The 23,180-nt window shown below is 68.4% G+C and carries 16 protein-coding genes; 8 read left to right on the forward strand and 8 right to left on the reverse strand.

What is annotated here, in order from left to right:
• Window positions 1-21: 21 nt before the first annotated feature.
• The 4 genes from D472_RS0119060 to D472_RS0119075 all read right to left on the reverse strand — a co-directional run bounded on the left by D472_RS0119060 (window position 22) and on the right by D472_RS0119075 (window position 5,190).
• On the reverse strand, window positions 22-675 hold the full coding sequence (locus D472_RS0119060) for an MBL fold metallo-hydrolase (RefSeq protein WP_017606065.1): 654 nt from the start codon (window positions 673-675) through the stop codon (window positions 22-24).
• 77 nt (window positions 676-752) lie between these two features.
• The gene (locus tag D472_RS0119065) at window positions 753-1,571 is read right to left on the reverse strand and encodes an enoyl-CoA hydratase-related protein (protein WP_017606066.1); all 819 of its coding nucleotides are present in this window, start codon (window positions 1,569-1,571) and stop codon (window positions 753-755) included.
• Between the two features lie 233 nt (window positions 1,572-1,804).
• Window positions 1,805-2,401: a DUF5998 family protein gene (locus D472_RS0119070; protein WP_051046033.1), complete on the reverse strand. Its 597-nt coding sequence runs from the start codon at window positions 2,399-2,401 to the stop codon at window positions 1,805-1,807.
• Between the two features lie 68 nt (window positions 2,402-2,469).
• Entirely contained in the window at window positions 2,470-5,190 is a 2,721-nt protein-coding gene (locus D472_RS0119075; RefSeq protein WP_017606068.1) for a bifunctional acetate--CoA ligase family protein/GNAT family N-acetyltransferase, read from the reverse strand.
• A gap of 275 nt (window positions 5,191-5,465) precedes the next feature.
• Between D472_RS0119075 and D472_RS0119080 the strand changes: the two genes are divergently transcribed.
• Window positions 5,466-6,401: a carbohydrate kinase family protein gene (locus tag D472_RS0119080; RefSeq protein ID WP_017606069.1), complete on the forward strand. Its 936-nt coding sequence runs from the start codon at window positions 5,466-5,468 to the stop codon at window positions 6,399-6,401.
• Between the two features lie 172 nt (window positions 6,402-6,573).
• Here D472_RS0119080 and D472_RS0119085 read toward each other — a convergent pair whose 3' ends face one another.
• A complete protein-coding gene (locus tag D472_RS0119085) occupies window positions 6,574-8,730 on the reverse strand; it encodes a RecQ family ATP-dependent DNA helicase (protein ID WP_017606070.1) in 2,157 nt (718 codons plus the stop codon).
• A 277-nt stretch (window positions 8,731-9,007) separates the two neighbouring features.
• Between D472_RS0119085 and D472_RS0119090 the strand changes: the two genes are divergently transcribed.
• The 5 genes from D472_RS0119090 (at window position 9,008) to D472_RS0119110 (ending at window position 16,529) form a co-directional block, all read left to right on the forward strand.
• Window positions 9,008-11,329, forward strand: coding sequence for a glycosyl hydrolase (locus D472_RS0119090; protein ID WP_017606071.1), 2,322 nt, complete (start codon window positions 9,008-9,010; stop codon window positions 11,327-11,329).
• 284 nt (window positions 11,330-11,613) lie between these two features.
• Window positions 11,614-14,106, forward strand: a complete 2,493-nt coding sequence (locus D472_RS0119095) for a DNA gyrase/topoisomerase IV subunit A (RefSeq protein ID WP_017606072.1) — start codon at window positions 11,614-11,616, stop codon at window positions 14,104-14,106.
• Window positions 14,107-14,186: 80 nt separating this feature from the next.
• A complete protein-coding gene (locus D472_RS0119100) occupies window positions 14,187-14,717 on the forward strand; it encodes a beta-class carbonic anhydrase (RefSeq protein ID WP_017606073.1) in 531 nt (176 codons plus the stop codon).
• A gap of 219 nt (window positions 14,718-14,936) precedes the next feature.
• Complete coding sequence (locus D472_RS0119105; protein ID WP_026117864.1) at window positions 14,937-15,263, forward strand: tetratricopeptide repeat protein; 327 nt, start codon at window positions 14,937-14,939, stop codon at window positions 15,261-15,263.
• A 129-nt stretch (window positions 15,264-15,392) separates the two neighbouring features.
• Window positions 15,393-16,529 carry an L-cysteine desulfhydrase Cds1 gene (locus tag D472_RS0119110; protein ID WP_026117865.1) on the forward strand — a complete coding sequence of 379 codons (1,137 nt, stop codon included), beginning with the start codon at window positions 15,393-15,395 and terminating at the stop codon, window positions 16,527-16,529.
• A 110-nt stretch (window positions 16,530-16,639) separates the two neighbouring features.
• On the opposite strand, the gene D472_RS0119115 is transcribed toward D472_RS0119110, so the two are convergent.
• Window positions 16,640-18,745 (reverse strand): DNA gyrase/topoisomerase IV subunit B, encoded by a 2,106-nt coding sequence (locus tag D472_RS0119115; RefSeq protein ID WP_017606076.1) that lies wholly within the window; start codon window positions 18,743-18,745, stop codon window positions 16,640-16,642.
• A gap of 483 nt (window positions 18,746-19,228) precedes the next feature.
• Here D472_RS0119115 and D472_RS0119125 point away from each other — a divergent pair, with 483 nt between their 5' ends.
• Complete coding sequence (locus D472_RS0119125) at window positions 19,229-19,456, forward strand: DUF7455 domain-containing protein (protein ID WP_026117866.1); 228 nt, start codon at window positions 19,229-19,231, stop codon at window positions 19,454-19,456.
• Window positions 19,457-19,545: 89 nt separating this feature from the next.
• Here the strand turns inward: D472_RS0119125 and D472_RS0119130 are convergent, their stop codons facing one another.
• Entirely contained in the window at window positions 19,546-20,238 is a 693-nt protein-coding gene (locus tag D472_RS0119130; protein WP_017606079.1) for a GNAT family N-acetyltransferase, read from the reverse strand.
• A 111-nt stretch (window positions 20,239-20,349) separates the two neighbouring features.
• On the opposite strand from D472_RS0119130, the gene yaaA reads away from it, so the two are divergent.
• On the forward strand, window positions 20,350-21,144 hold the full coding sequence (yaaA, locus tag D472_RS0119135; protein ID WP_017606080.1) for a peroxide stress protein YaaA: 795 nt from the start codon (window positions 20,350-20,352) through the stop codon (window positions 21,142-21,144).
• 295 nt (window positions 21,145-21,439) lie between these two features.
• On the opposite strand, the gene D472_RS0119140 is transcribed toward yaaA, so the two are convergent.
• On the reverse strand, window positions 21,440-22,987 hold the full coding sequence (locus D472_RS0119140) for an RNA polymerase sigma factor (RefSeq protein WP_017606081.1): 1,548 nt from the start codon (window positions 22,985-22,987) through the stop codon (window positions 21,440-21,442).
• Window positions 22,988-23,180: the final 193 nt, after the last annotated feature.

Genomic DNA, 23,180 nt, shown 5'->3' on the forward strand with positions numbered 1-23,180 from the left:
GCTGTTACGGAGGCTGAGTGGCTACCAGCCGCGCTCGTTCCATTGGGCGAGTTGGGGTCGCTCCGCACCCAGGGTGGTGTCCTTGCCGTGGCCGGGGTAGACCCAGGTGTCGTCGGCCATGGAGCCGAAGACGCGTTCGGAGACGTCCGCGAAGAGCGTGCGGAAGTCCTCATCGGACCAGGTCTTGCCGACCCCGCCCGGGAAGAGGCTGTCCCCGGTGAACAGGTGGGTGTGGCCCTCGGGGTCGTCGTAACGCAGGGCGATCGACCCGGGTGTGTGTCCACGCAGGTGGATCACGATGAGCGAACAGTCCCCGACGGGGACCGTGCTGCCGTGGGTGACGGGTTCGTCCACCGAGACCGGAAGCTCGTCGGCGTCGTCGGGGTGGGCGACCGTACGGGCACCGGTCTGGCCGACGACCTCGGCCAGGGCCTGCCAGTGGTCCTGGTGGCGGTGCGTGGTGACCACGCGGGCCAGTCCGTCCTCACCGACCATTTCCAGGATGCGGTCGGCTTCGGCCGCGGCGTCGATGAGGACGGCCTCGCCCGTGGCCCGGCAGCGCAGGAGGTAGGCGTTGTTGTCCATCGGGCCAACGGCCAGCTTGGTGATCGTCAGATGCGGTAGTTGTCGCAGGTCGGCGGGGCCGCCGACCCTGGTATCTCCGGAGTAGCTCACCCGACCATTGTCACCCGTCGCCGGGAGCGTAGGAACCCAGGGCGGACGCCCGCCATCGGGAGCCCGCCCTGGTGCGATCAGCGGGCCCAGCGCGGCGGCCGCTTCTCGAAGAAGGCCATGCGGCCCTCGGCGGCGTCCTCTCCGGCGAAGAATTCCTTGGACAGCTCCCCCATCCGGTCGAACGCCTCCACACGGCGGTCGGGGGCCGCCTGGGCGCCACCGTGCAGCTCACCGAGGAGCTGCTTGGTGCGGGACAAGGCCCTTGGCGCGCAAGCGCGCAGTCCTTCGAGGACGGCCTCCACGGCCTGTTCCATGTCCTGGTCCGGGACGGCCTGGGTGAGCAGGCCGGCCTCGACGGCCGCCGAGGCGTCGAACTCCTCACCGGTGAGGAAGTAGCGGCTGAGGTGGCGGGGGTGCATGCGAGCGGAGACCGGAACGGAGATGATCGCCGGAACGACACCGATGCGCACCTCGGTGAAGGCGAAGGTGGCGCTCTGAGGGGCCAATGCGATGTCGGCTGCGGCGACCAGACCGATGCCGCCGGCGCGGGCGACACCGTTGAGCACCGCGATCACGGGCTTGGGGCCGCCCATGATCTGCTCGAAGATCTCGGGCAGTTCGGGAGCCGGTTCGATCGGTCGCCCCTGGAGGGCCGCGCCGATCTCCTTGAGGTCGGCACCGGCGCAGAAGACCGGTCCGCTTCCGGTGAGGACGACGGCGCGCACGTCGTCGTCGGCCATGGCGTCGGTGAGCGCCTGGGAGAGTCGTGCGCGCAACCGGGCCGACAAAGCGTTGCGGTTACGCGGAGAGTCGAGGGTGATCGTGGCGATGCCCCGGTCGACGCTCCACCGCACGAGCGGGGTGTCGGGGGTCGGGGGCGGGGGATCCTGCGTCATCGCGGACCGGCCTTTCTCTGTGTTCGTTCCGCCCCTCCGCCTCGCTTCGGACCGTGTCCGGGTGCCCAGGACGAGAACGCGAAGGTCGGCTCGGGGCCCGGCGCGAAACGGGGATTCGCACCGTTGTCGTGTGGGTCACACGCTAGCCCTCATACGCCGGCCGGCTGGAAGCGCCCCGGCCCAGACACGAAAGGGGCGGGGCCATCACGGCCCCACCCCTTTCCCGGACCGGCTCAACGGGTCCGCGACGCCTTCGACAGGGCGTCGGAGAAGTGCAGCATGGCCTGGACGGCCTCGGCCCCATCGGCCGCCTCGCTGACCCTCAGGGTGAGGGGCTCGGCGGTGATGGCACCGGTGTAGCCATGGTCGAGTTCACAGCTCTCATCGGCGCAGGAGGCGGGCTCCAGGTCGATGTGGGCGAGCGCGCCCCAGTTCACCGACAGGTTGACGCTGAGCACCAGCTCGCTGGGGGTGCTCCCCGGGGTGTACTGGGCGGGGTTGGGCACCACCCGGGTCAGCGCCACCGACTGGATGTTCTCCAGTTGGATGCTGTCGGTGGTGGTGGAGGCGTGGGAGGTACCGCCCGCTTCGGTCGGTGGGTGCTCATCGGTGTGGCAGACCACCAGTCGGGTCGCGGTCAGCAACATCACGGTGATGTGCCGTCGCATCTCCATCGCGGGATCGAAGGTCGCCTCGTGGTGCACGATGAACGCCTCGGCGTTCTCATCACCCAGGGCGTCCGCGACGGCATCGATGACCAGAGCGGGGTAGTAACCGCTCCGTTCGATCTCCAGCCGCCAGTCCGTGGGCACGGCACGTGTTTTCCTCATGTCTCTATCCTGCCCCCTCCCGGTGACACTTCGCGACCGTCCACCGAAACGAAGGGGCCAGTTCCGGATCAGAACGTCACCCCGCGCAACCTGCGAGGCCCGGCGTCCGGGCGCACGTCGGGAGCCTCACGCAGCCACACGCGTGCGCCCAGGACATGGGCGCCGGTGGCGTTGACCAGGACCGGGTCCAGGTCCACGTAGCCGATCTCGGGGAAGGCCTCCACCAGGCGCGAGACACGGATGAGGAGTTCCTCCAAGGCCTCCACGTTGGGCTGATCGGCCAGGGAGGTCGCCCCCGCCGGAAGGCCGAACAGCAATGGGGCGGCACGGACCGCGTGGATGAGGTCCGCGGCGTCCATGTCGGTCAACGGAGCCAGTCGGAAGGACCGGTCGTCCAGCAGTTCGGCGGTGACGTCGGCCAAGCCGAAGGAGACCACCGAACCGAAGGACTGGTTGTCACCGGCCCGCACGACCGTGGGCACGCCCGGAGCCGCCATCCGCTGCACCACCAGGTCCGCCTCGCCACCGAAGCGGTCGTGCAGGGACAGGTAGGCGCTACGCACGTCCTCGGGGGTGCGCAGGTCGGCCCGGACGAACGTGCCACCCGAGCGCACCCGCAGGTCGGGGGCGTCGGCCTTGACCACGACGGGGTAACCCAACTCCCCGGCGGCGACCACGGCCTCCTCCCCGGAGTGCACCTTGATGTCGGGGTAGGCGTCGATCCCGTAGCAGGACAGCAGTTCACGCGCCTCCTCCCCGGAGATCGCCGTCTCCTCGTCGTAGCGGCGTTCACCCCCGAACCAGGCGACGTCGCCCTGCTCGGCGTCCGCTTTGGCCAGTACCCGGGCGATGACCGCGCGGGCCCGAGCACCATCGATGTCGGGCAGTTCGGGGTGGCGACCGGGTTTGCGGTCACGCCACTGGGCGTAACGGGTGGCGTGCGCCAAGGCGCGCACGGCGTCCTCGGGCGCGGGGTAGGAGGGCACCGATCCGGGCAGGGTCTGGCCCAGGTCACCGACGTGGCGCAATTCCTCGGGAATACCCTGACGGGCCAGGTAGGTGGTGACGATGGGCTTGTCCGACTCCAGGGAGCGGGCGTGCAGGACCCGGGCCACGTCGTCGCCGATCGGGTGCAGGGCGGGGATGAACACCACCACGATCGAGTCCACCCGAGCATCGGCCAACGCCTCCCTCAGGGCCTGGTCGAAGTCCTCGGCGGTGGCCTGCGGGCCCAGGTTGACCGGGTCGTGCGGCTTGAGGCCTTGGCGGACGGCGGCGTCCTTGACCAACAACTCCAAGGAGTCGGAGTTACCGATGATGCCCACGCGCGGCCCCTCGGGCAGGGGCTGGTAGGCGAACACCTGAGCGGCGTCGAACATCTGGGTGATGTCGTCCACACGCACCACACCGGCCTGTTGGAACAGGGAGGTGACCGCGTAGTCGGGCAGCGCCAGACCACCGGCGGCGTGCCCGGTGGGGGTGGCCCTGGCCGAACCACCACTACGCACCGCCACGACCGGCTTCTGTTTGGCCAGGCGACGGGCCAGCCTGGTGAACTTGCGCGGGTTGCCCAGGGACTCCAGGTATTGCAGGACGACCTTGGTGGCGGGGTCCTCCTGCCAGTACTGCATGAGGTCGTTACCGGACACGTCGGCGCGGTTGCCCGCGGAGACGAAGGTGGACAGGCCCATGCCGCGTTCGGCGACCCGTTGCAGGATGGCCCGGCCCAAGGCACCGGACTGGGAGAAGAAGCCGATGGGACCGGGCGGGGGCAGGTCCGGGGAGAGGGTGGCGTTGAGTGAGACGCCGGGATCGGTGTTGGCGATGCCCAGGCAGTTGGGTCCGACCACGCGCATTCCGGCGGCGCGGGCGGTGCGCACCAGTTCGTCTTGGCGGACACGGCCCTCGGGACCGATCTCGCCGAAACCGGAACTGACCACCACCAGGCCGTGCACGCCCTTCTCGGCGCACTGTTCGACCACGTCGACGACCGTGTCCGCACGGACCGCCACCACGGCCAGGTCGACCTGGTCGGGGATGTCCAGGACCGACGGGTAGGCGCGCACGCCCACCACCGCCTTGGCCTCGGGGTGGACCGGGTACACCGGGCCTTGGAACTCCCCTCCCAGGAGGTTGCGCAGGGCGGTCTGGCCGATGGTGTGGGCGGTGCGGCTGGCGCCGATGACCGCCACCGACTCGGGGAAGAGCAACCGGGCGATGGAACGGGACTCGGCGCGCTGCTCGCGGGCCCGCATCACTTCACGGGAGTCGTCGGTGGGTTGGAGGTCCAGGGTGAGCCGGATGATCCCCTCGTCGAAGGTCTGCTGCGCGGTGTAGCCGGCCTCACGGAAGACGTTGATCATCCGTCGGTTCTCGGGCAGCACGTCGGCGATGAACCGGCGCACCCCGCGTTCACGGGCGGCCGCACCGATGTGCTCCAGCATGACCGAGGCCAGGCCGCGCCCCTGATGGCCGTCCTCCACGACGAAGGCGACCTCGGCCTCCTCGGGGGCGACCTTGTCGTAGCGCACCACGGACACGAGGGAGTCGGAGATCGTGGCGACCAGGGCCACGCGCTCCTCGTAGTCGACCGTGGTGAAACGTTTCACGTCACGGTCGGAGAGTTTGGGATAGGGCGCGAAGAACCGGTAGTAGATGGTCTCCGGTGAGAGCCTGGCGTGGAACTCGCGCAGCAGGTCGGCGTCGTCTGGGGTGATGGGGCGCAGATGCGCGGTGCCTCCGTCGGTCAGAACGACGTCGGCTTCCCAGTGGTTCGGGTAGGACTGCACGACTGCGAGACTAGACGACAATCGACCGATTCCGTCTGAAGTTCATGCGGTACACCAGAATTCACCATCGAAACGCCCCTCCCCCGCACGGCTTTCGGGTCGGTCCGCATCCGGCTCCACGTACCCTGGTCCGGTGGGTCGCTCGGCCCTACAGTGCCCTCTTCACCGTGTGTCCAGGGCGCTGTCACTTCGTTATCCGCCCCTGATCGTTAACCTGTTAACGTCAAGCGGGCACAGGTTCTCAACCCTCGGTGGTGGCTGTCGAAATGACTCGAGTGGTCGTGATCGGTGATCTGATGACCGACGTCGTCGCACGTGCTTTCCACCCCTTGGCCCGGGGCAGTGACACCCCTGCCTCGGTGGTCATGTACGGAGGCGGCTCCGGGGCGAACATCGCCTCCTGGTTGTCGGTCGAGGGTGTGGAGACCACGTTCGTGGGCCGTCGCGGCTCCGACATCACCGGGCGCACCCGTGAGATGGAACTCATGGGCTACGGCCTGGACTCGCGCATGGTCATGGACCCTGAGCGCCCCACCGGCCAGTGCGTCGTCATGATCACCCATCGGGGTGATCGGACGATGCTCAGCGACCCCGGCGCCAACGCCCGTCTGCAACCCGAGGACCTGCCTCGGGACGTGTTCGGCCCGGATGGCCACCTGCACGTGTCGGGTTACACCCTGATCAACGACGACTCGCGCCGCGCGGCCCGGGTGGCCCTGCGCATGGCCCGCGAGAGCGGCATGTCGATCTCGGTGGACGGTGGTTCGCACGCGCCGCTGGAGCGTGCGGGCGCGGAGAACTTCCTGGAATGGACCCAGGGCGCACGACTGCTGTTCGTCAACGTCGACCAGGCCCGCGTTCTCACCGGTCGCGACGAACCGGAGGCCGCCGCCAAGGTGTTGACCGCCTGGTTCCCCAACGTCGTGATCAAGCTCGGCGAAGAAGGCGGCCTGTGGGCGTCCAAGACCCGTGAGGACTGTGTGCGGGCCCCGGCCGAGCCGGTGGAGCCGTCCCCGGGATCGGTGGGTGCCGGTGACGCGTTCATCGCCGGGTTCCTCCCGTCTTGGCTGGCGGGGCGCCACCCCAAGGAGGCGCTGGGCCGGGCCAGTGGGTTGGCCGCCCGTGCCCTGCACCAGCCGGGCGCCCGTCCGGACCTGGGCGACGGACAGCCGGTGCGAAGAGGTGCCCCCAGAGGTCAGCGCATTCGCTAGTGCCGTTCCAGGCGTCGCGACGGGATGGACCCCGACCGGCACGCCACTGGGAAGGATTTCGGTGGGCCCCTGGCCGAATGGCCACGGGCCCTTTTCCGTCCGAGGTATCGGTCACCGTCACCACCCTCGTACGCCGGCGGTGCCCACGGCGGGAAGGACGGTACCGACGGGGTCAGCCACCGCTGCTGGCCAGGGTGAGGGGCAGCACCTCCGGCGCCCCGGCCTCGCGTAGGAGAGCGGCGCCCACGGTCAGGCTCCAACCGGTGTCCACCACATCGTCCACCAGCAGCAGCGGTCCCGGTGTGTGCTCCTGTAGCCGGGCCACCCGGGAGGAGAGTTCGGGGTCGGCCACCAGTTCGGAGTAGACCTGTTCCAGGCGCATGGCGCTGTTGTGTCGACGGGCACCCGGGCCGCGAGCGGTGCGGTAGGACAGCGAACCCAACGGGGCGAGCCGCCCCAGAGAGGCCAAACGGGCGGCCAGGTCCTCGACCAGCTTCGGTCGGGTGAGCGAGGGCATCGCGACCACGCCCACGGGCCGGTTCGCCCATTCCCAGGAGGCCAGGACCCGCACCACGCCCTGGAGGACGTGTTCGTCCACCGGGGCGTCGGGGGCGTCCTCGGCCAGGACGCGACGTAGCTCGGTGCCCCAACCGATGTCGGTGAGACGGCCCAGGGCGCGGCCCTCGCCGGCGCGTAGTTCGGCTGGGATCCTCCCGGACAGGTTCACGCCGAGGGTGGCCATCCCGGTGGGCCACTGGCGGCGTGGGGCGATGGGTGTACCGGGTCGATCCAGGTGGTCGGCGGCGGCCCTACGGCGCCCGGTGCCCACCTCCGTGGGCCAGAACCTCCCGGTGCACACGTCACAGCGACCACACGTGCTCGCTTCGAAGTCGTCGAGTTGACGACGAAGGAATTCCATCCGACAGGTGTCGGTGGCGATGTAGTCGAGCATGGCGCGTTGTTCGCGTTCACGGGCGGCGCGCACCTGGGCGTAGCGGTCGGCGTCGTAGCTCCATGGCCGCCCGGTGCGGATCCAGCCACCGCGCACCCGCCGCACCGCCCCGTCCACGTCCAGCACCTTGAGCATCTGTTCCAAGCGGGTGCGGCGCAGATCCACCCGGGTCTCCAGGTGGGCCACCGACAAGGGCTCGTCGGCCTCGTCCAGCACGGCGAGGGTCTGTCGAACGGTCTCCTCCGGTGGGAAGGACAGGCCGGCGAAGTACTCCCAGATCTGGACGTCCTCGCGGCCCGGAAGCAGAACCGCCTCGGCGCGGTCCACACCACGACCGGCGCGTCCGACCTGCTGGTAGTAGGAGATGGGCGATTGTGGGGCTCCCAGGTGCACCACGAAGCCGAGGTCGGGTTTGTCGAAACCCATGCCCAGGGCGCTGGTGGCCACCAGCGCCTTGACCCGGTCGCCGAGCAAGGCGTCCTCGGCGCTTCGGCGTTCGTCGGGGTCGGTCCGTCCGGTGTAGGGCAGCACCTCCATCCCCTGTTCACGCAGGAAGCGTGCGGTCTCCTCGGCGGCGCTGACCGTGAGGGCGTAGACGATGCCCGAGCCGGGGATGGTGGGCAGGTGTTCGGCCAGCCAACCGAGCCGGGCGGTGGGGTCGGGCAGTTGGACCACGGCCAGGCGCAGACTCTCCCGGTCCAAGGCGCCGCGCAGGACCAGGGTGTTGGCCCGGTCGGCGCCGGCCTGGAGTTGTTCGGCGACGTCGTGGGTGACACGTTCGTTGGCGGTGGCCGTGGTGGCCAGCACCGGGATCCCCTCGGGCAGGTCGTGCAGCAGGGAGCGGATGCGTCGGTAGTCGGGGCGGAAGTCGTGTCCCCAGTCGGAGACGCAGTGCGCCTCGTCGATCACGACGAGACCGGCCCCGGCGGCGAGCGCGGGCAGGACCCGGTCCCGGAACTCGGGGTTGTTGAGCCGTTCGGGGCTGACCAAGAGCACGTCCACCCGCCCTTGGGCGACCTCGGCGTAGGTCTCCTCCCAGGCGGTGGTGTTGGCGCTGTTGATGGTGCGCGCGTGGATGCCGGCCCGTTCGGCGGCGGCGATCTGGTTGCGCATCAAGGCCAGCAGGGGGGAGACGATGACGGTGGGTCCGGCGCCCTGGGCCCGACGCAGGGCGGTGGCCACGAAGTACACCGCCGACTTGCCCCAACCGGTGCGCTGCACCACCAGGGCACGGCGACGGTCGGCGACCAGGGCGTGGATGGCGGTCCACTGGTCCTCGCGCAGGCGGGCGGAGTCACCGGCCAGGGCTCGCAGGTGCTCCTCCGCGCGTGCCCGCAGAGCGCCGGTGTGGGTGGTCGGATCGGTGGGAGTGGCCATGCTCTCTTTGGTACCAGAGGTGCCGAGTGAGCGGGCGGGTGTCCACGAGGACCGACTTCCACTTCGGTGGGTCGCGGTGCCACATTCGATGTTCATGGGACCTGGTCCCATTCCACCGCACAAGACCCTAATGGTCACAGAAAGGAAACGTTCTCGACTCATGGCATTGCGTCCGCCGGGGGTGATCTGAACACTGTGCGCAAGGACTCACGTCCTCTCTGCAATGGGAGCGCTCCCGCTACGTTGCGCACCCACCGAGAAGCATGAAAGGCACACGATGGGACACCCCCGCCGCCCCGCTCACGCGCGCCCGGGCTCACGCGGAAGCAGGCTCGGCCTGCTCGCCGCCGCCTCGGCGCTCGTGGTCGGCGGCTCCGCCCTCGCGATCATCGGCGTCGAAACCGGCGACGCCACCCCCGTCTCCAACGAGACCGCCGAAGTACCGGTCGGCTCCGGCGGCTACACCACCACCCTGCCCGAGGGCCGCTCCGGCCCTTCCGACCTCAACGGCGCCTCGGTCTCCCCCAAGGTCACCGACGACTTCGAGGGGCCTGCGCCCACCAACGAGTGGTGGTCCTCCCTCATCTTCCAGCGCTATCCGGACAACCCGCACGGAGAGAACCTCTTCGCCCACCCCTTGAGCTTCAAGCCCCACTCCGGCGGGCTGAACATGGGCTACCCCGACTCCCACCAGATGGTGGGCGAGGGCCTCAAGTACGAGTACACCGCCGTCACCGACCTCAGCCTCGGCGTGACCGATCTGGACTCCCCCGACACCCGCACCGCCGACCACGGCGACTGGACCGTCACCGCTCATTGGGAGGGCGGCGGCTCCACCCTGCGGGTCACCCTCGGACAGGGCCTGCCCTTCGCCTACGCCCAGACCTCCGGCGGGGCCGCGGAGGTCACCTTCTCGGGTACCCCCGACATCTGGCACGAGGACGGGTCGACCATCGGCGCCACCGTCAACGGCCGCCACTACGCCCTGTTCTCCCCGTCCGACTCCCCCTGGTCCCTGGCCGGTGACACCCTGACCGCCGACACCGGGGACGAGGGGTACTACTCCGTGGCCGTCCTGCCCGCCCCCGACGACCTGGGGACCTTCGCCCCCTACGCCCACTCCTTCGTCACCGACTCCAGGGTGGAGTACGACTACGACGAGTCGTCCGCCACCCTCACCAGCACCTACCGACTGGAGACGGAGGCGCGTGAGGGCGAGGAGACCGGCAGCCTCATGGCGCTCTACCCGCACCAGTGGGAGCACGTCACCGGGGAGCTCACCGACCTCGTCTACGCCTCACCACGCGGTCGAATGCGGGTCTGGGAAGGCGCCTCCTTCACCACCGAACTCACCACCCAGGGCATCATGCCCAGCCTGCCCACCGTGGACGGAGCCGACCACGACCGCATGGCCGCACTGATCGACGAGGTCCTGGCCGAAGAGGAACCCTTCCCCGAACCCGGTGACACCTACTGGGACGGCAAGGCCATGGGCCGCCTGGCCCAGTTGGTGCCCATCGCCGACTCCATCGGGCACACCGAGGCCCGCGACGAGCTTCTCGGCCTGGTCAAGGAACGCCTGGAGGATTGGTTGACCCCCGGAGGCACCCGCCAGTTCCACCACGACGCCGACTGGGGTGCCATGCTCGGTTACCCCGACAGCTTCGGTGCCGCCACCGAACTCAACGACCACGACTTCCACTACGGCTACTTCGTCTCCGCCGCCGCGGTGGTGGCCCGCTACGACGCCGACTGGGCCGCCGAGGACGCCTGGGGCGGCATGATCCGACTGCTCATTCGCGACGTCGCCGCCACCGACCCCGACGATGAGATGTTCCCGCGACTGCGTTCCTTCTCCCCCTACGCCGGACATGGCTGGGCCTCCGGCCACGCCGGATTCGCCGCCGGCAACAACCAGGAGTCCTCTTCCGAGGGCATGCACTTCGCCGCGGCCACCGCCCACTTCGGCGCGCTGACCGGCGACGAGGAACTGCGTGACCTCGGCGTGTACCTGCACACCACCCAGGCCTCCACCATCGCCCGCTACTGGCAGAACCAGGGCGGCGACACCTTCCCCGAGGACTACACCGAGGACGTCGTCGGCATGGTCTGGGGCGACGGCGGCGACTACCGCATCTGGTGGGACGGCGGCGACGAGGAGCACTACGGCATCAACTACCTGCCCATCACCGCCGGTTCCCTCTACTTGGGCCACGACCCCGAGCACGCCGGAGTGATCTACCGGTCATTGGTGGACAAGCTCGGCGGCGAGCCCGAGATCTGGCGAGACATCCACTGGGCGCACCGGGCCCTGTCCGACGGCGAGGACGCCCTGCGCATGTTCGAGGAGCAGTGGCAGACCTACGAACCCGAGGCGGGCGGCTCCAAGCCGCACACCTATCAGTGGGTGTCCACCCTCGCCGAGTTCGGCACCGTGGACGTGTCCGTGACCGCCGACACCGCCCACTACGCGGTCTTCGACGATTCCGGAACCCGCACCTACACGGCGTTCAATCCCTCGACGCGGGCCCGGACCGTCACCTTCTCCGACGGTACCGTCCTGGAGGTCCCCGCCGGAGAGGTCGCCGTGCTGTCCTAGGCGGTGTCTTCTAGCACCTGCGTTTCGCTTCGACGTGTTCGGGCGCCTGGGAGTCAAGAATCTGAGGGCACCCGAACGGCACCCTCCGTGGCTCACCGAACAGAACCCGAGGCATCTGGATAAAGGGAGGTCACCGCACTGGCACGAGGTTTCCGCCCCCGCTCCGCGTCGGGGGCGGAAACCCCCTCCCGGGCGGTGCGAAACCCGGCTGCAACACGACTCACACCCACCCGACCACACACCCGTGTACGTTTCAGTCACCGGAGCAGGCCAGAATTACGGACATGGCCCGTACTACTTCCCGTCCCCCCGAGGATCTCGCCGAGAAGATCATCGACATCGACGTCTCCGAGGAGATGCGCGGCAGCTTCCTCGAATACGCGTACTCGGTGATCTACCAACGCGCGCTACCGGACGCGCGCGACGGCATGAAGCCGGTCCAACGGCGCATCCTCTACCAAATGAACGAGATGGGTCTGCGGCCCGACCGCGGACACGTCAAGTGCGCCCGCGTGGTCGGGGAGGTGATGGGCCGACTCCACCCCCATGGCGACTCCGCCATCTACGACGCCCTGGTCCGGCTCAGCCAACCCTTCGCCATGCGGGTACCGCTGGTGGACGGCCACGGTAACTTCGGTTCCCTGGGCGGCGACGACGCCCCGGCCGCCATGCGCTACACCGAGGCGCGCCTGGCCAACGCCGCCGAACTCCTGGTCTCCTCCATCGACGAGGACGTCGTCGACTTCAAGCCCAACTACGACGGTCAAGAGACCGAACCCGAGGTCCTGCCCGCGGCCTTCCCCAACCTCTTGGTCAACGGCACCAGCGGCATCGCCGTGGGCATGGCCACCAATATGGCCCCGCACAACCTCGGTGAGGTCATCGCGGCCGCTCGCCACCTGATCGCCCACCCCGACGCCACCCTGGAAGAGCTCACCAAGTTCGTCCCCGGCCCCGACCTGCCCACCGGCGGCACCATCGTCGGCCTGGACGGCGTCCGTGACGCCTACCGCAAGGGCCGTGGCACCTTCAAGACCCGGGCCACCGTGTCCATCGAGAAGGTGTCCGCGCGCCGCACCGGTCTGATCGTCACCGAGCTGCCCTACAGCGTCGGGCCGGAGAAGGTCATCAGCCGTATCAAGGAGCTGGTGCAGTCCAAGAAGCTTCAGGGCATCTCGGACCTGAAGGACCTGACCGACCGCAACCAGGGGCTGCGTCTGGTCATCGAACTCAAGAACGGCTTCAACCCCGAGGCAGTCCTGGAGGAGCTCTACCGGCTCACGCCGATGGAGGAGTCCTTCGGGATCAACAACGTCGCCCTGGTGGACGGTCAGCCCCAGACCTTGGGTCTGCGCGAACTCCTCCAGGTCTACGTCGACCATCGTCTGGAAGTGGTGCGTCGCCGCAGCGAGTTCCGCCGCAAGAAGCGTCAGGAACGCCTGCACCTGGTCGACGGTCTGGTCGTCGCACTACTCGACATCGACCGGGTGATCGCGCTCATCCGTGAGGCCGACGACACCGCGGCCGCCCGCGAGGCCCTCATCGGCGCCTACGACATGTCCGAGGTCCAAGCCCGCTACATCCTCGACACCCCACTACGCCGCCTGACCCGTTTCGACCGTTTGGAGCTGGAGACCGAGCGAGAGAAACTGAACAAGGAGATCGACGAGCTCACCTCGATCCTGGAGTCCGACAAGAAGCTCCGCCGTCTGGTGTCCAAGGAGCTCAACGAGGTCTCCAAGAAGTTCGCCGTCCCCCGACGCACCCGACTGCGCGAGAGCGACGGTGCCTCCCGTGCCGCCGTGATCCCGCTGGAGATGGCCGACCAGCCCTGCCACGTGCTGTTCGGTGTGGACGGACACATCGTCCGGACCAAGGACGCCGCCCCGCCGCGCCCCTACGAAGGGCTGCGTGCCCCGCATGACGCCCTCCACGTGTCCGTGCCCACCACTTCGCGTTCGGACATCGGTCTGGTCACCAGCATGGGCCGAATGATCCGGGTCCCGGTCGTGGAACTGCCGGAGTTGCCCGAGCAGGAGGGCGAACCGGAACGTCCGCCCCTGGCCGCCGGGCTGGACGTAGGCGAGTTCGTCCAACTCGACGAGGACGAGACGGTGGTGACCGTGGTGTCGATGGACACCCAGGGCCCCGGCTTCGTCGTGGGCACCCGAGACGGTGTGGTCAAGCGGGTCGCCCCCGACTACCCGCCCAACAAGGACGACTTCGAGATCATCACGCTCAAGGAGGGCGACCGCGTCATCGGCGCCACCCAGTTGTCCACCGGCGAGGAGGACCTCGCCTTCGTCACCTCCGAAGCACAACTGCTGCGCTTCTCCGCGAGCACGGCGCGCCCACAGGGTCGACCCGCCGGTGGTGTGGCCGGTGTACGCCTGGCCGAAGACGCCCATGTACTGTGGTTCGGCGCGGTACCGAGCCCCCAGGATTCGGTAGTGGTGACCGTGTCCGGTAGCAGCGACGCCTTGGCGGGCACCCAGACCGGATCGGCCAAGGTCACCCCCTTCGAGGCCTATCCCACCAAGGGCCGAGCCACCGGCGGTGTACGCTGCCACCGCTACCTCAAGGGCGAGGACGTCCTGCTGTTCGCGTGGGTGGGAAGGCTCCCCGCCCGCGCCTCGCGGGCCGACGGAAAGCCGATCAGACTGCCCGACCCGACCGAGCGGCGGGACGGTTCGGGTGAGGCACTACCGCGCGCCATCACCACGGTCGGCAGCGGGCAGACCGACTCGGGCATCACTCCGCCCGAGGCGAGCTCCTGAGGTCGACATCGCGTGCCGTGCACACGCGTCCTTTTCGTCGTGCACGGCGCACACACCATGAACGTAGGGAGAAACTCCACGTGAGCGGAAACACCGACACCACCCCTCCCCCAGGGCCCTTCGACGACGTGTTCGGCGCCAACGCCGACTACGTCGAGAACTTCTCGCTGGCCGGCCTCGAACCGCTGGCCGCCCGCGGGTTGGCCCTGGTGACGTGCATGGACTCGCGGATCGAGCCGTTGGAGATGTTGGGGCTGGGTCCTGGTGACGCCAAGATCCTGCGTAACGCGGGCGCCCGGGTCACCGATGACACCCTGCGTACCTTGGTTCTGGCGGTGTACCTGTTGGGCGTGGACCGGGTGCTGGTCCTGCCCCACACCCGCTGCAAGATGGCGTCGGTGTCCGGTGACGCCGAGGTGCATCGGCTCATCGAGACCCGGCACGGGGTGGACACCCGCAGCCTGGAATTCCACACCGACAACGATCAACTGGGCGCGCTCGAACACGACCTGGAGCGCATCAGGCACCACCCGTTGCTGCCCAAGAAGCTGCCGGTGGCCGGAGCGATCTACGACGTGGACACGGGCAAGGTCAGCCCGGTCGACCTCTGATCCCATCGATGGCCGGCCCTTCCCTGCGTGGAAAAGGGCCGGCCATCGGCTACGTCGAGGTGTCGAAGCCCACTCCAGAGGGGATCACCCCAGTGGGCGTGGAGACCACGACCGACCTCCCGGCATCGGGCTCTCGCCCGTCCGTCCGCCCCGGTGGAATGCGGTCGCCTCATCGACCGTTGTGTCCTGCCGAGGGTGTGGCGCGTCGAGAGGAGCACCGTGCAAGAGAGCACCTACGACATCTACAACCAAGCCCGCGTCTTCCTGGACTTGGGCGATCCGATCTACACCGCCCGCCTGTTGGAGCCCGTGGTCGAGAACGAGCCCGGCAGCCGTTCCCTCCTCGAACTGCTGGGTCTGGCCTACTTCCACTCCGCGCAGCTCAACCGGGCCGAGGCGACCTTCCGCACCATGATCGAGTTGGACCCGGTGGACAACTGGGCGCACATCGCGCTGGCACGCACCCTGGAAAGGCAGAACCGCCATGAGGAGGCGTCCACCTACCGTCGGCTCCACGCGGTGATGACCGGAGGTTCCCTGGACTGACCACGTCCGCGGGCGAGGGGTCGGTCCCGCTCCTTGGCGGACACCGGCCCTCCACCGCCCTCGACCGAAGCCCACGGTTCCACCCCTCCGTCGCTGGTCGCCTCCACTCGTGCCGGTTACGCTGCGGACATGGCTCCCACACCCGAACACCACGACCCCCACGCCCCATGGGTCGACCGATGGTCCGCCGGCACCCGTTCCTGGGCGGACGAAGCCGTGCGTCGGGTCATCGCCGACGACACCCGTTCGGCCGACACCCATCTGCACGTGTTCCCACTACCCCCCGAATGGGGCATCGACCTGTACCTGAAGGACGAGTCGGTGCACCCCACCGGCAGTCTGAAGCACCGCTTGGCGCGTTCGCTGTTCCTGTACGGGCTGGCCAACGGGTGGATCACCGAGGGCACCACGATCGTGGAGGCCAGTTCGGGGTCGACCGCGGTCTCGGAGGCCTACTTCGCCCAACTGCTCGGGTTGGACTTCGTAACGGTGGTGCCGCGTAAGACCAGCCCGGAGAAGATCGCGCTCATCGAACGCCATGGCGGACGCTGCCACTTCGTCGACGAGCCGTCGAAGATGTACACCGAGGCGGAGCGGTTGGCCGCCGAGAGCGGCGGACACTACATGGACCAGTTCACCTACGCCGAGCGGGCCACCGACTGGCGTGGCAACAACAACATCGCCGTGTCGATCTTCGAGCAGTTGGCGATGGAGCGCCATCCCTGTCCCGACTGGATCGTGGTGGGCGCGGGGACCGGCGGTACCTCGGCGACCATCGGCCGTTTCGTGCGCTACCGACGGTTGCAGACCCGCTTGGCGGTCGTGGACCCCGAGAATTCGGCGTTCTTTCCCGGTTGGGTCACGGGCGCGACGGACTACGTCACCGGGACGCCGTCTCGGATCGAGGGGATCGGCCGCCCGCGTATGGAGCCCAGCTTCGTGCCGTCGGTGATCGATCTGATGATGCAGGTGCCCGATGCCGCGAGCATCGCCGCGATGCGTCACCTCAACGACGTCACCGGGCGCTGCGCGGGGGGTTCCACCGGTACGAACCTGTGGGGAGTGTGGCACCTGGTCGCCAGGATGCTCCGTGAGGGCCGTAGGGGCAGCGTGGTCACCTTGATCTGTGACGGTGGTGAACGCTACCAGCACAGCTACTACAACGACGCCTGGGTCCGCGAGCGCGGTCTGGATCCCACTCCCTATCGAGACGCCATCGACCGTTTCTTCGCCGAGGGCGTGTGGGAACCTCCCCAGGCGCCCTGAGAACCGGTGGGAATCCTCGAAAGCCGAAATGGACACGGGGCCCGCACCGCCGAACGTGTCGTCGCGGTGCGGGCCCCGTGCGCCGAAACCTCGGCACGTGTGGGTCCGCCTCAGGCGTCGATGCGCTCCATGTCCAACCCTTGGGCACCCTCCTGGATGAACCTACGGCGCGGGGCCACCTCGTTGCCCATCAGCAGGTTGAACACGGCCGCCGCCTCCTCGGCCTGCTCCACCCGGATCCGGCGCAGGGTGCGGTGGCGCGGGTCCATGGTGGTCTCGGCGAGCTGGTCGGCGTCCATCTCACCCAGGCCCTTGTACCGCTGCACCGGCTCCTTCCAGGAGATCTTGCGCTTCTCCAGGTCCAGCAGGGTGCGCTGGAGTTCGGCGTCGGAGTAGGTGTAGACGTAGCGGTCCTCCGGCTTGGCGCCGCGCTTGCGTCGAACGTTGGTCAACTCGACGCGGTGCAGCGGCGGGACGGCCGCGTAGACCCGACCGGCCTCCAGCATGGGCCGCATGTACCGGTAGATGAGGGTGAGCAGCAGGCAGCGGATGTGCGCGCCGTCGACGTCGGCGTCGGCCATGAGGATGATCCGCCCGTAGCGGGCGGCGTCGATGTCGAAGGTACGGCCCGAACCGGCCCCCACCACCTGCAGGATCGCGGCGCACTCGGCGTTCTTGAGCATGTCCGCGACCGAGGACTTCTGCACGTTGAGGATCTTGCCCCGGATGGGCAGCAGTGCCTGGAACTCCGAGTCACGGGCCAGCTTGGCGGTACCCAGCGCCGAGTCACCCTCGACGATGAACAGTTCGCTGTGCTCCAGTCCTTCGCTGCGACAGTCCACCAGCTTGGCGGGCAGCGCCGAACTCTCCAGGGCGTTCTTGCGTCTTTGGGTCTCCCGCTGTTGACGGGCGGCCAGGCGGGCCTTGGCCGCGCCCACCACCTTCTCCATGACGGTGCGGGCCTTGGCCTTCTCCGCCTTCTTGGTGGAGGTGAGGAAGTCGCGCACGCCCTGACCGACCACCTGCGAAACGATGCGGGAGGCAGCCGATGTACCCAGGATCTCCTTGGTCTGTCCCTCGAACTGGGGCTCGGGCAGACGCACGGTGACGACCGCGGTGAGTCCTTCTTGGGTGTCGTCCTTGGTGACCGGATCGTCGCTGTTCTTCAACAGCTTGGTGGCGCGCAGCTGGTCGTTGATCACCCGGACCAGGGCACGCTCGAAGCCGTTGATGTGGGTCCCGCCCTTGGGGGTGGCGATCACGTTGACGAAGCTGCGCACGGTGGTGTCGTAGCCGGTGCCCCAGCGCAAGGCCACGTCCACGTCCAAGCGGCGCTGGACGTCGGCGGGCACCATGTGGCCGGATTCGTCCAGGACCGGGACGGTCTCGGTGAAGTTGCCACTGCCCTGGATGCGCAGGACGTCGCTGACGGGGTCGTCGGGGGCGAGGAACGTGCAGAACTCGCCGATGCCGCCGTCGAAGCGGAATTCCTCGCCGTAGGCGGCTTCACCCTCGACGCGCTCGTCGCGTACCGCGATGGTCAGCCCTGGAATGAGGAAGGCGGTCTGCCGAGCCCGGTCGAGCAGGTCCTCCCGGGTGATCTCGGCGTCCTTGAGGAAGATCTGAAGGTCCGGCCAGAAGCGGATGCGGGTACCGGTGGTCTTCTTGGCGACCTTGCGGACCTGTTCCAGGCCGGAGGCCGCGGTGAACTCGGCGTCGGGGCCGTCACCGGCGAACCGGCCGGCGATCCCGCGGCGGAAACTGATGGCGTGGGTGTGCCCCTGACGGTCGATCTCGACGTCCACCCGGGCGGAGAGGGCGTTGACGACGGAGGCACCGACTCCGTGCAGACCACCGGAGGCGTTGTAGGACCCGGAACCGAACTTGCCGCCCGCGTGGAGCTTGGTCATGACCAGTTCGACACCGGACAGGCCGGACTTGGGCTCGACGTCGACGGGGATACCACGGCCATCGTCACTGACCGAGACCGAGCCGTCGGAGTGCAGGGTCACGTCGATACGTCCGCAGTGACCGCCCAGGGCCTCGTCCACGGAGTTGTCGATGATCTCCCACATGCAGTGAGTGAGGCCGCGGCTGTCGGTGGATCCGATGTACATGCCCGGCCGTTTGCGCACCGCTTCCAGGCCCTCCAGAACCGACAGGTGTCGGGCGGAGTAATCCTCGGGATCGTGGACGGCTGCGGTCAAGGCGGTCACTCGGACATCTCCTGCGTTTTAAGGGCCATCGGGGCGCTGATGCGGCGTGTGCCCTTTGTATCGCGCCGCACCGACGGTTCGAGGGGCCAGACTACGACGGGCCGAGGCTGCGTCGTGGCACGGGCCGTGTTGGGCGGGGACGTGTCCTCCCCGGTGAGGGGCGCTTCCTCGGACCTCCCGATCGGCGGTGTGGCCGAGAGCGCGGTGGTCGGTTTCACGAACCCGCGGAACCGGGCCGAAAGCCTACCCCGCGCGAGACTACCACCTCTGAGGGATGCGACCTGGATACGCCTGGTTTCCAGGACTACCGATGGGTACAACGAGGACTGGACGTCGTTTCCGAAGAGAGGGGTCCCAAAGTGCTCCTTATAGCCACGAACCGGGCGGATTCCGCTGTCGGCGTACACGGGAGCCGGTTGGGAACGTCCAGGTCGGGTTAGATGTTGTCAGAGGTGACTAACGCCGAGTATTGAGGATGGCGAAGTGACTGGAACCCTTGCCCCCACTCAGCCGCTGACGGCTGCTGACCGCTGCGACCGCTGTGGTGCACAGGCTTATGTCCGGGTACTGCTGAACTCGGGTGGTGAGCTTCTGTTCTGCGCACACCACATGCGTAAGCACGACGATTCGATCCGCAAGATCGCCTCGGACATCCAGGACGAGACGAGCAAGCTCACCGAAAGCAAGAACAGCGGCGAGGATGAGCGTTAGCCCCGACCACCTACGCCAGCGTCGACGGCGGTCCCATGAAGGGGCCGCCGTCGACGTGTTCACCGGGTCCGTTTCGGGTGTGCCGGCCCTCAGCCCATGAGCACACGGTTGTGGTAGCGCGAGACCTCCACGAAACCGGCGCCCCGGTACAGACGCGACGCGGGCTCGTTGTCGGCCACCACACACAGGTAGGCCTCGCGGGCGCCCCTGTCGTGCCCCCAGGTGAGCAGATCGTCCAGAACGGCCCGTGCCACACCACGGCCGCGGGCCGACTCGGCGGTGACCATCGCGTAGACCGCCACCGACTCGCCGTCCAACACCGCGCATCCACGGCCGTCCCCGCTCTCGTGGACGCCGTAGGCCGCCGTGACCCGTCCCAGGATGCGCACCACACCCTCGCCCCACGAGGGGTCGGCCCCGGCCTGGGCGAACAGTTCCCTCCAGCGCGCAGTGGGACGGTCCGAGATCCGGGTGAGACCCGGCCCCTGGGGCCTGGCCTCCAGTTCCCGGGCCATGACCAAGGTGGGCTCCACCATCGCGTAGCCGTGTTCGGCCAACCGCGCGTCCACGTCCTCTTGGCCCGGCCATACCTGAACACAAGGACGCAACCCGTGTTCGCGGTAAAAGGCCGTGACCTGGGCGACATCGGCGTCGACGTCCTCCACCAGCGCGCAGTTGGCCCGCTTGGTGAACCCCTCCGCCAGTCCGAACCGCCAACCACCACGCCTCTCCACGTGGAACGGGGGCCAATCCCGGGACACACGCGCCGCCCAAGTGTGCATGTTCGTTTCCTCACTGGTCGTTGAGCCGCAGATCCTATCCCCGCCCTTGAGGGCACGCCCTAGCATGGGTCGGGTTCCCCAGGCGTCGACCATCCGGAGAAGAGGAACACCATGCTCATCCTGCTTCCGCCCTCCGAGGGCAAGGCCACCTTTGGTGATGGGCCGCGTCTGGACGTGGACACGCTCACCCTGCCCGGCCTGGCCGCGGAGCGGGAGCGGGTCATGGTGGCGCTCACCGAACTGTGCGCGGGTCCCGAGGACACCGCCCGACAGGTCCTGGGGTTGTCGGTCTCGCAGGTGGACGCCCTCAAGCGCAACCTGGACCTGACGTCCGCCCCCACGCTGCGCGCCGCCGACCTGTACACCGGCGTGCTCTACGACCGGCTCGGGCTCCCCGGGCTTTCGGCCCGATACGGTGACCTGGTCCGAGAACGCATCCTGGTGTTCTCCGGGTTGTGGGGGGTGGTGGGCCCCACCGACCGGCTGCCGCCCTACCGGCTTTCCATGGGCGTGAAGCTTCCCCCTCTGGGCGGGCTGGGCACGTACTGGCGCAAGGCGCTCACCGCTCCGGTGAACGAGCTCGCCGAGGGGCGTCTACTCGTGGACTGCCGTTCATCCTCCTACGCCACGGCCTTCAAACCGACCGGAGAGATCGCCGAGCGGACCGTGACCGTGCGGGTTCTGCGCGAACGGGAGGTGGAGGGCCGAATGAAGCGCTCGGTGGTCAGCCACATGGCCAAGGCCACCCGCGGTGACATCGCCCGAGTCCTGGTCACCGAACGCGTCGAGGCGCACACCCCACAAGCGCTACTGACGGCGCTACGCGATCTGGGCCACACCGTGGAACTCCAGCCCGCCGGCAAGCCGGGCACCGCTCGCACGATGGACGTGATCGTCCGCGATTGAGCTCCTGCGCCCAAGAAGGTCCCGAGAGGGCTCGTAACGCTCGAATGGGGACCAGGGTGGCTTTTTTATGCCACACCTACAGTGCGTCCGGCAGCATGGAGACCATCGGATGGAGATGGAACTCCGTGCGGGGGGTAGTAGAAGGTGCCCGGCGCGCTGCGAGGGACACGCGGGGGTCGCCACACGCCCGTGAGCGGACCCGGGTACCGCGGAACAACGACAGGCGCGCCTTCCCACGGGAAGGCGCGCCTGTGTTCTTCAGTCCACGGCTGTGGTCCGGTCCTGGGCCGACTGATTAGTCCAGGTAGTCGCGGAGAACCTGCGAACGCGAGGGGTGACGGAGCTTCGACATCGTCTTGCTCTCGATCTGCCGGATGCGCTCACGGGTGACCCCGTAGACCTTGCCGATCTCGTCTAAAGTCTTGGGCTGACCGTCGGTGAGCCCGAAGCGCATGGAGACCACGCCGGCCTCACGCTCGGACAAGGTGTCCAGCACCGAGTGCAGCTGCTCCTGGAGCAGGGTGAAACTGACCGCCTCGCCCGGCTGAATCGCCTCGGAGTCCTCGATGAGGTCACCGAACTCGCTATCGCCGTCCTCGCCCAACGGGGTGTGCAGGGAGATCGGCTCGCGGCCGTACTTCTGCACCTCGACGACCTTCTCCGGGGTCATGTCGAGTTCCTTGGCCAACTCTTCCGGGGTGGGCTCACGTCCCAGGTCTTGGAGCATCTGACGCTGGACTCGGGCCAGCTTGTTGATGACCTCGACCATGTGCACCGGGATACGGATGGTGCGGGCCTGGTCGGCCATGGCGCGGGTGATCGCCTGTCGGATCCACCAGGTGGCGTAGGTGGAGAACTTGAAGCCCTTGGTGTAGTCGAACTTCTCCACCGCGCGGATCAGGCCCAGGTTGCCCTCCTGGATCAGGTCCAGGAACAGCATGCCGCGACCGGTGTAGCGCTTGGCCAGGGACACGACCAGACGCAGGTTCGCCTCGAGCAGGTGCTTCTTGGCGCGGCCGCCGTCTTCGGCGATCCACTCCAGTTCGTCGCGCAGCTCGAAGGTGAGGACCTCGTCCTCCTCGGAGAGCTTCTCCTCGGCGAACAGGCCGGCCTCGATCCGCTTGGCGAGCTCGACCTCCTGCTCGGCGTTGAGCAGCGGCACCTTACCGATCTGCTTCAGGTAGTCCTTGACCGGGTCCGCGGTGGCACCGGCCGCGACCACCTGGGCGGCGGGGGCGTCATCGTCATCGTCGTACAGAACGAAGGAGTCATCGTCCTTGCTCGGCTTGACCGGAGCGCCGACCGTCTCGGGCTTGGCCGGCTTGGCCGGGGCCTCGGAGTCGCCGGTGTCCTCGACCAGTTCCAGCTCGGCACCGGTGTGCTCCAGGTCCTCGTCCACCCCGGAATCGGCGAACTCACCGGAACCAGGGGCCAGTTCGAGGTCCTTCTTGGCGGACTTCTTGGTCGTCGCCTTCTTGGCCGGGGCCTTGGCCGCGGTCTTCTTCGCGGTCGTCTTCTTGGGGGCGGCCGCCTTCTTGGCGGTGGTCTTCTTGGCCGCGGCCTTCTTCGCGGGGGTGGCCTCGGCGGAGTCGACGACGGCGGTGACCGTCTCCGGCTGCTCCTGAGCCGCCGCCGCGCGAGCGGGCTTGGTGGCCTTGGTCGACTTGGTCGTGGTCGAGCGGGTGGAACCGGACCGCGACGTGGTGGTCTTACGCCGTGTGGTCTTGCGCCGTGAGGAGGCCGACTCGGGAACGAGTACGGTCACGCCCTCCTTCGCGAGGCTACGGAGCACGGACTGCGCCTGCGACATCGGGATTTCGGCCTCTTCGAAGGCACGGCGCACGTCCTCGGGCTCAAGGAAGCCCTGGGACCGCCCACGCTCGATCAGCTGCTGAATGACGGGCTCATGCAGTGACTCGGACTGCTTCGAGCGAGTCGAACTGGCAGATGACACAAACACCTCTCGAACGGACGTGTGGCGAGATTTGTCGAACCCGGGGGTCCGTCTGCCGGGACCGGGCGATGCGCCCTCTCCC

Origin of the sequence: Nocardiopsis alkaliphila YIM 80379 (assembly GCF_000341005.1) — a bacterium.
Lineage (GTDB): Bacteria > Actinomycetota > Actinomycetes > Streptosporangiales > Streptosporangiaceae > Nocardiopsis > Nocardiopsis alkaliphila.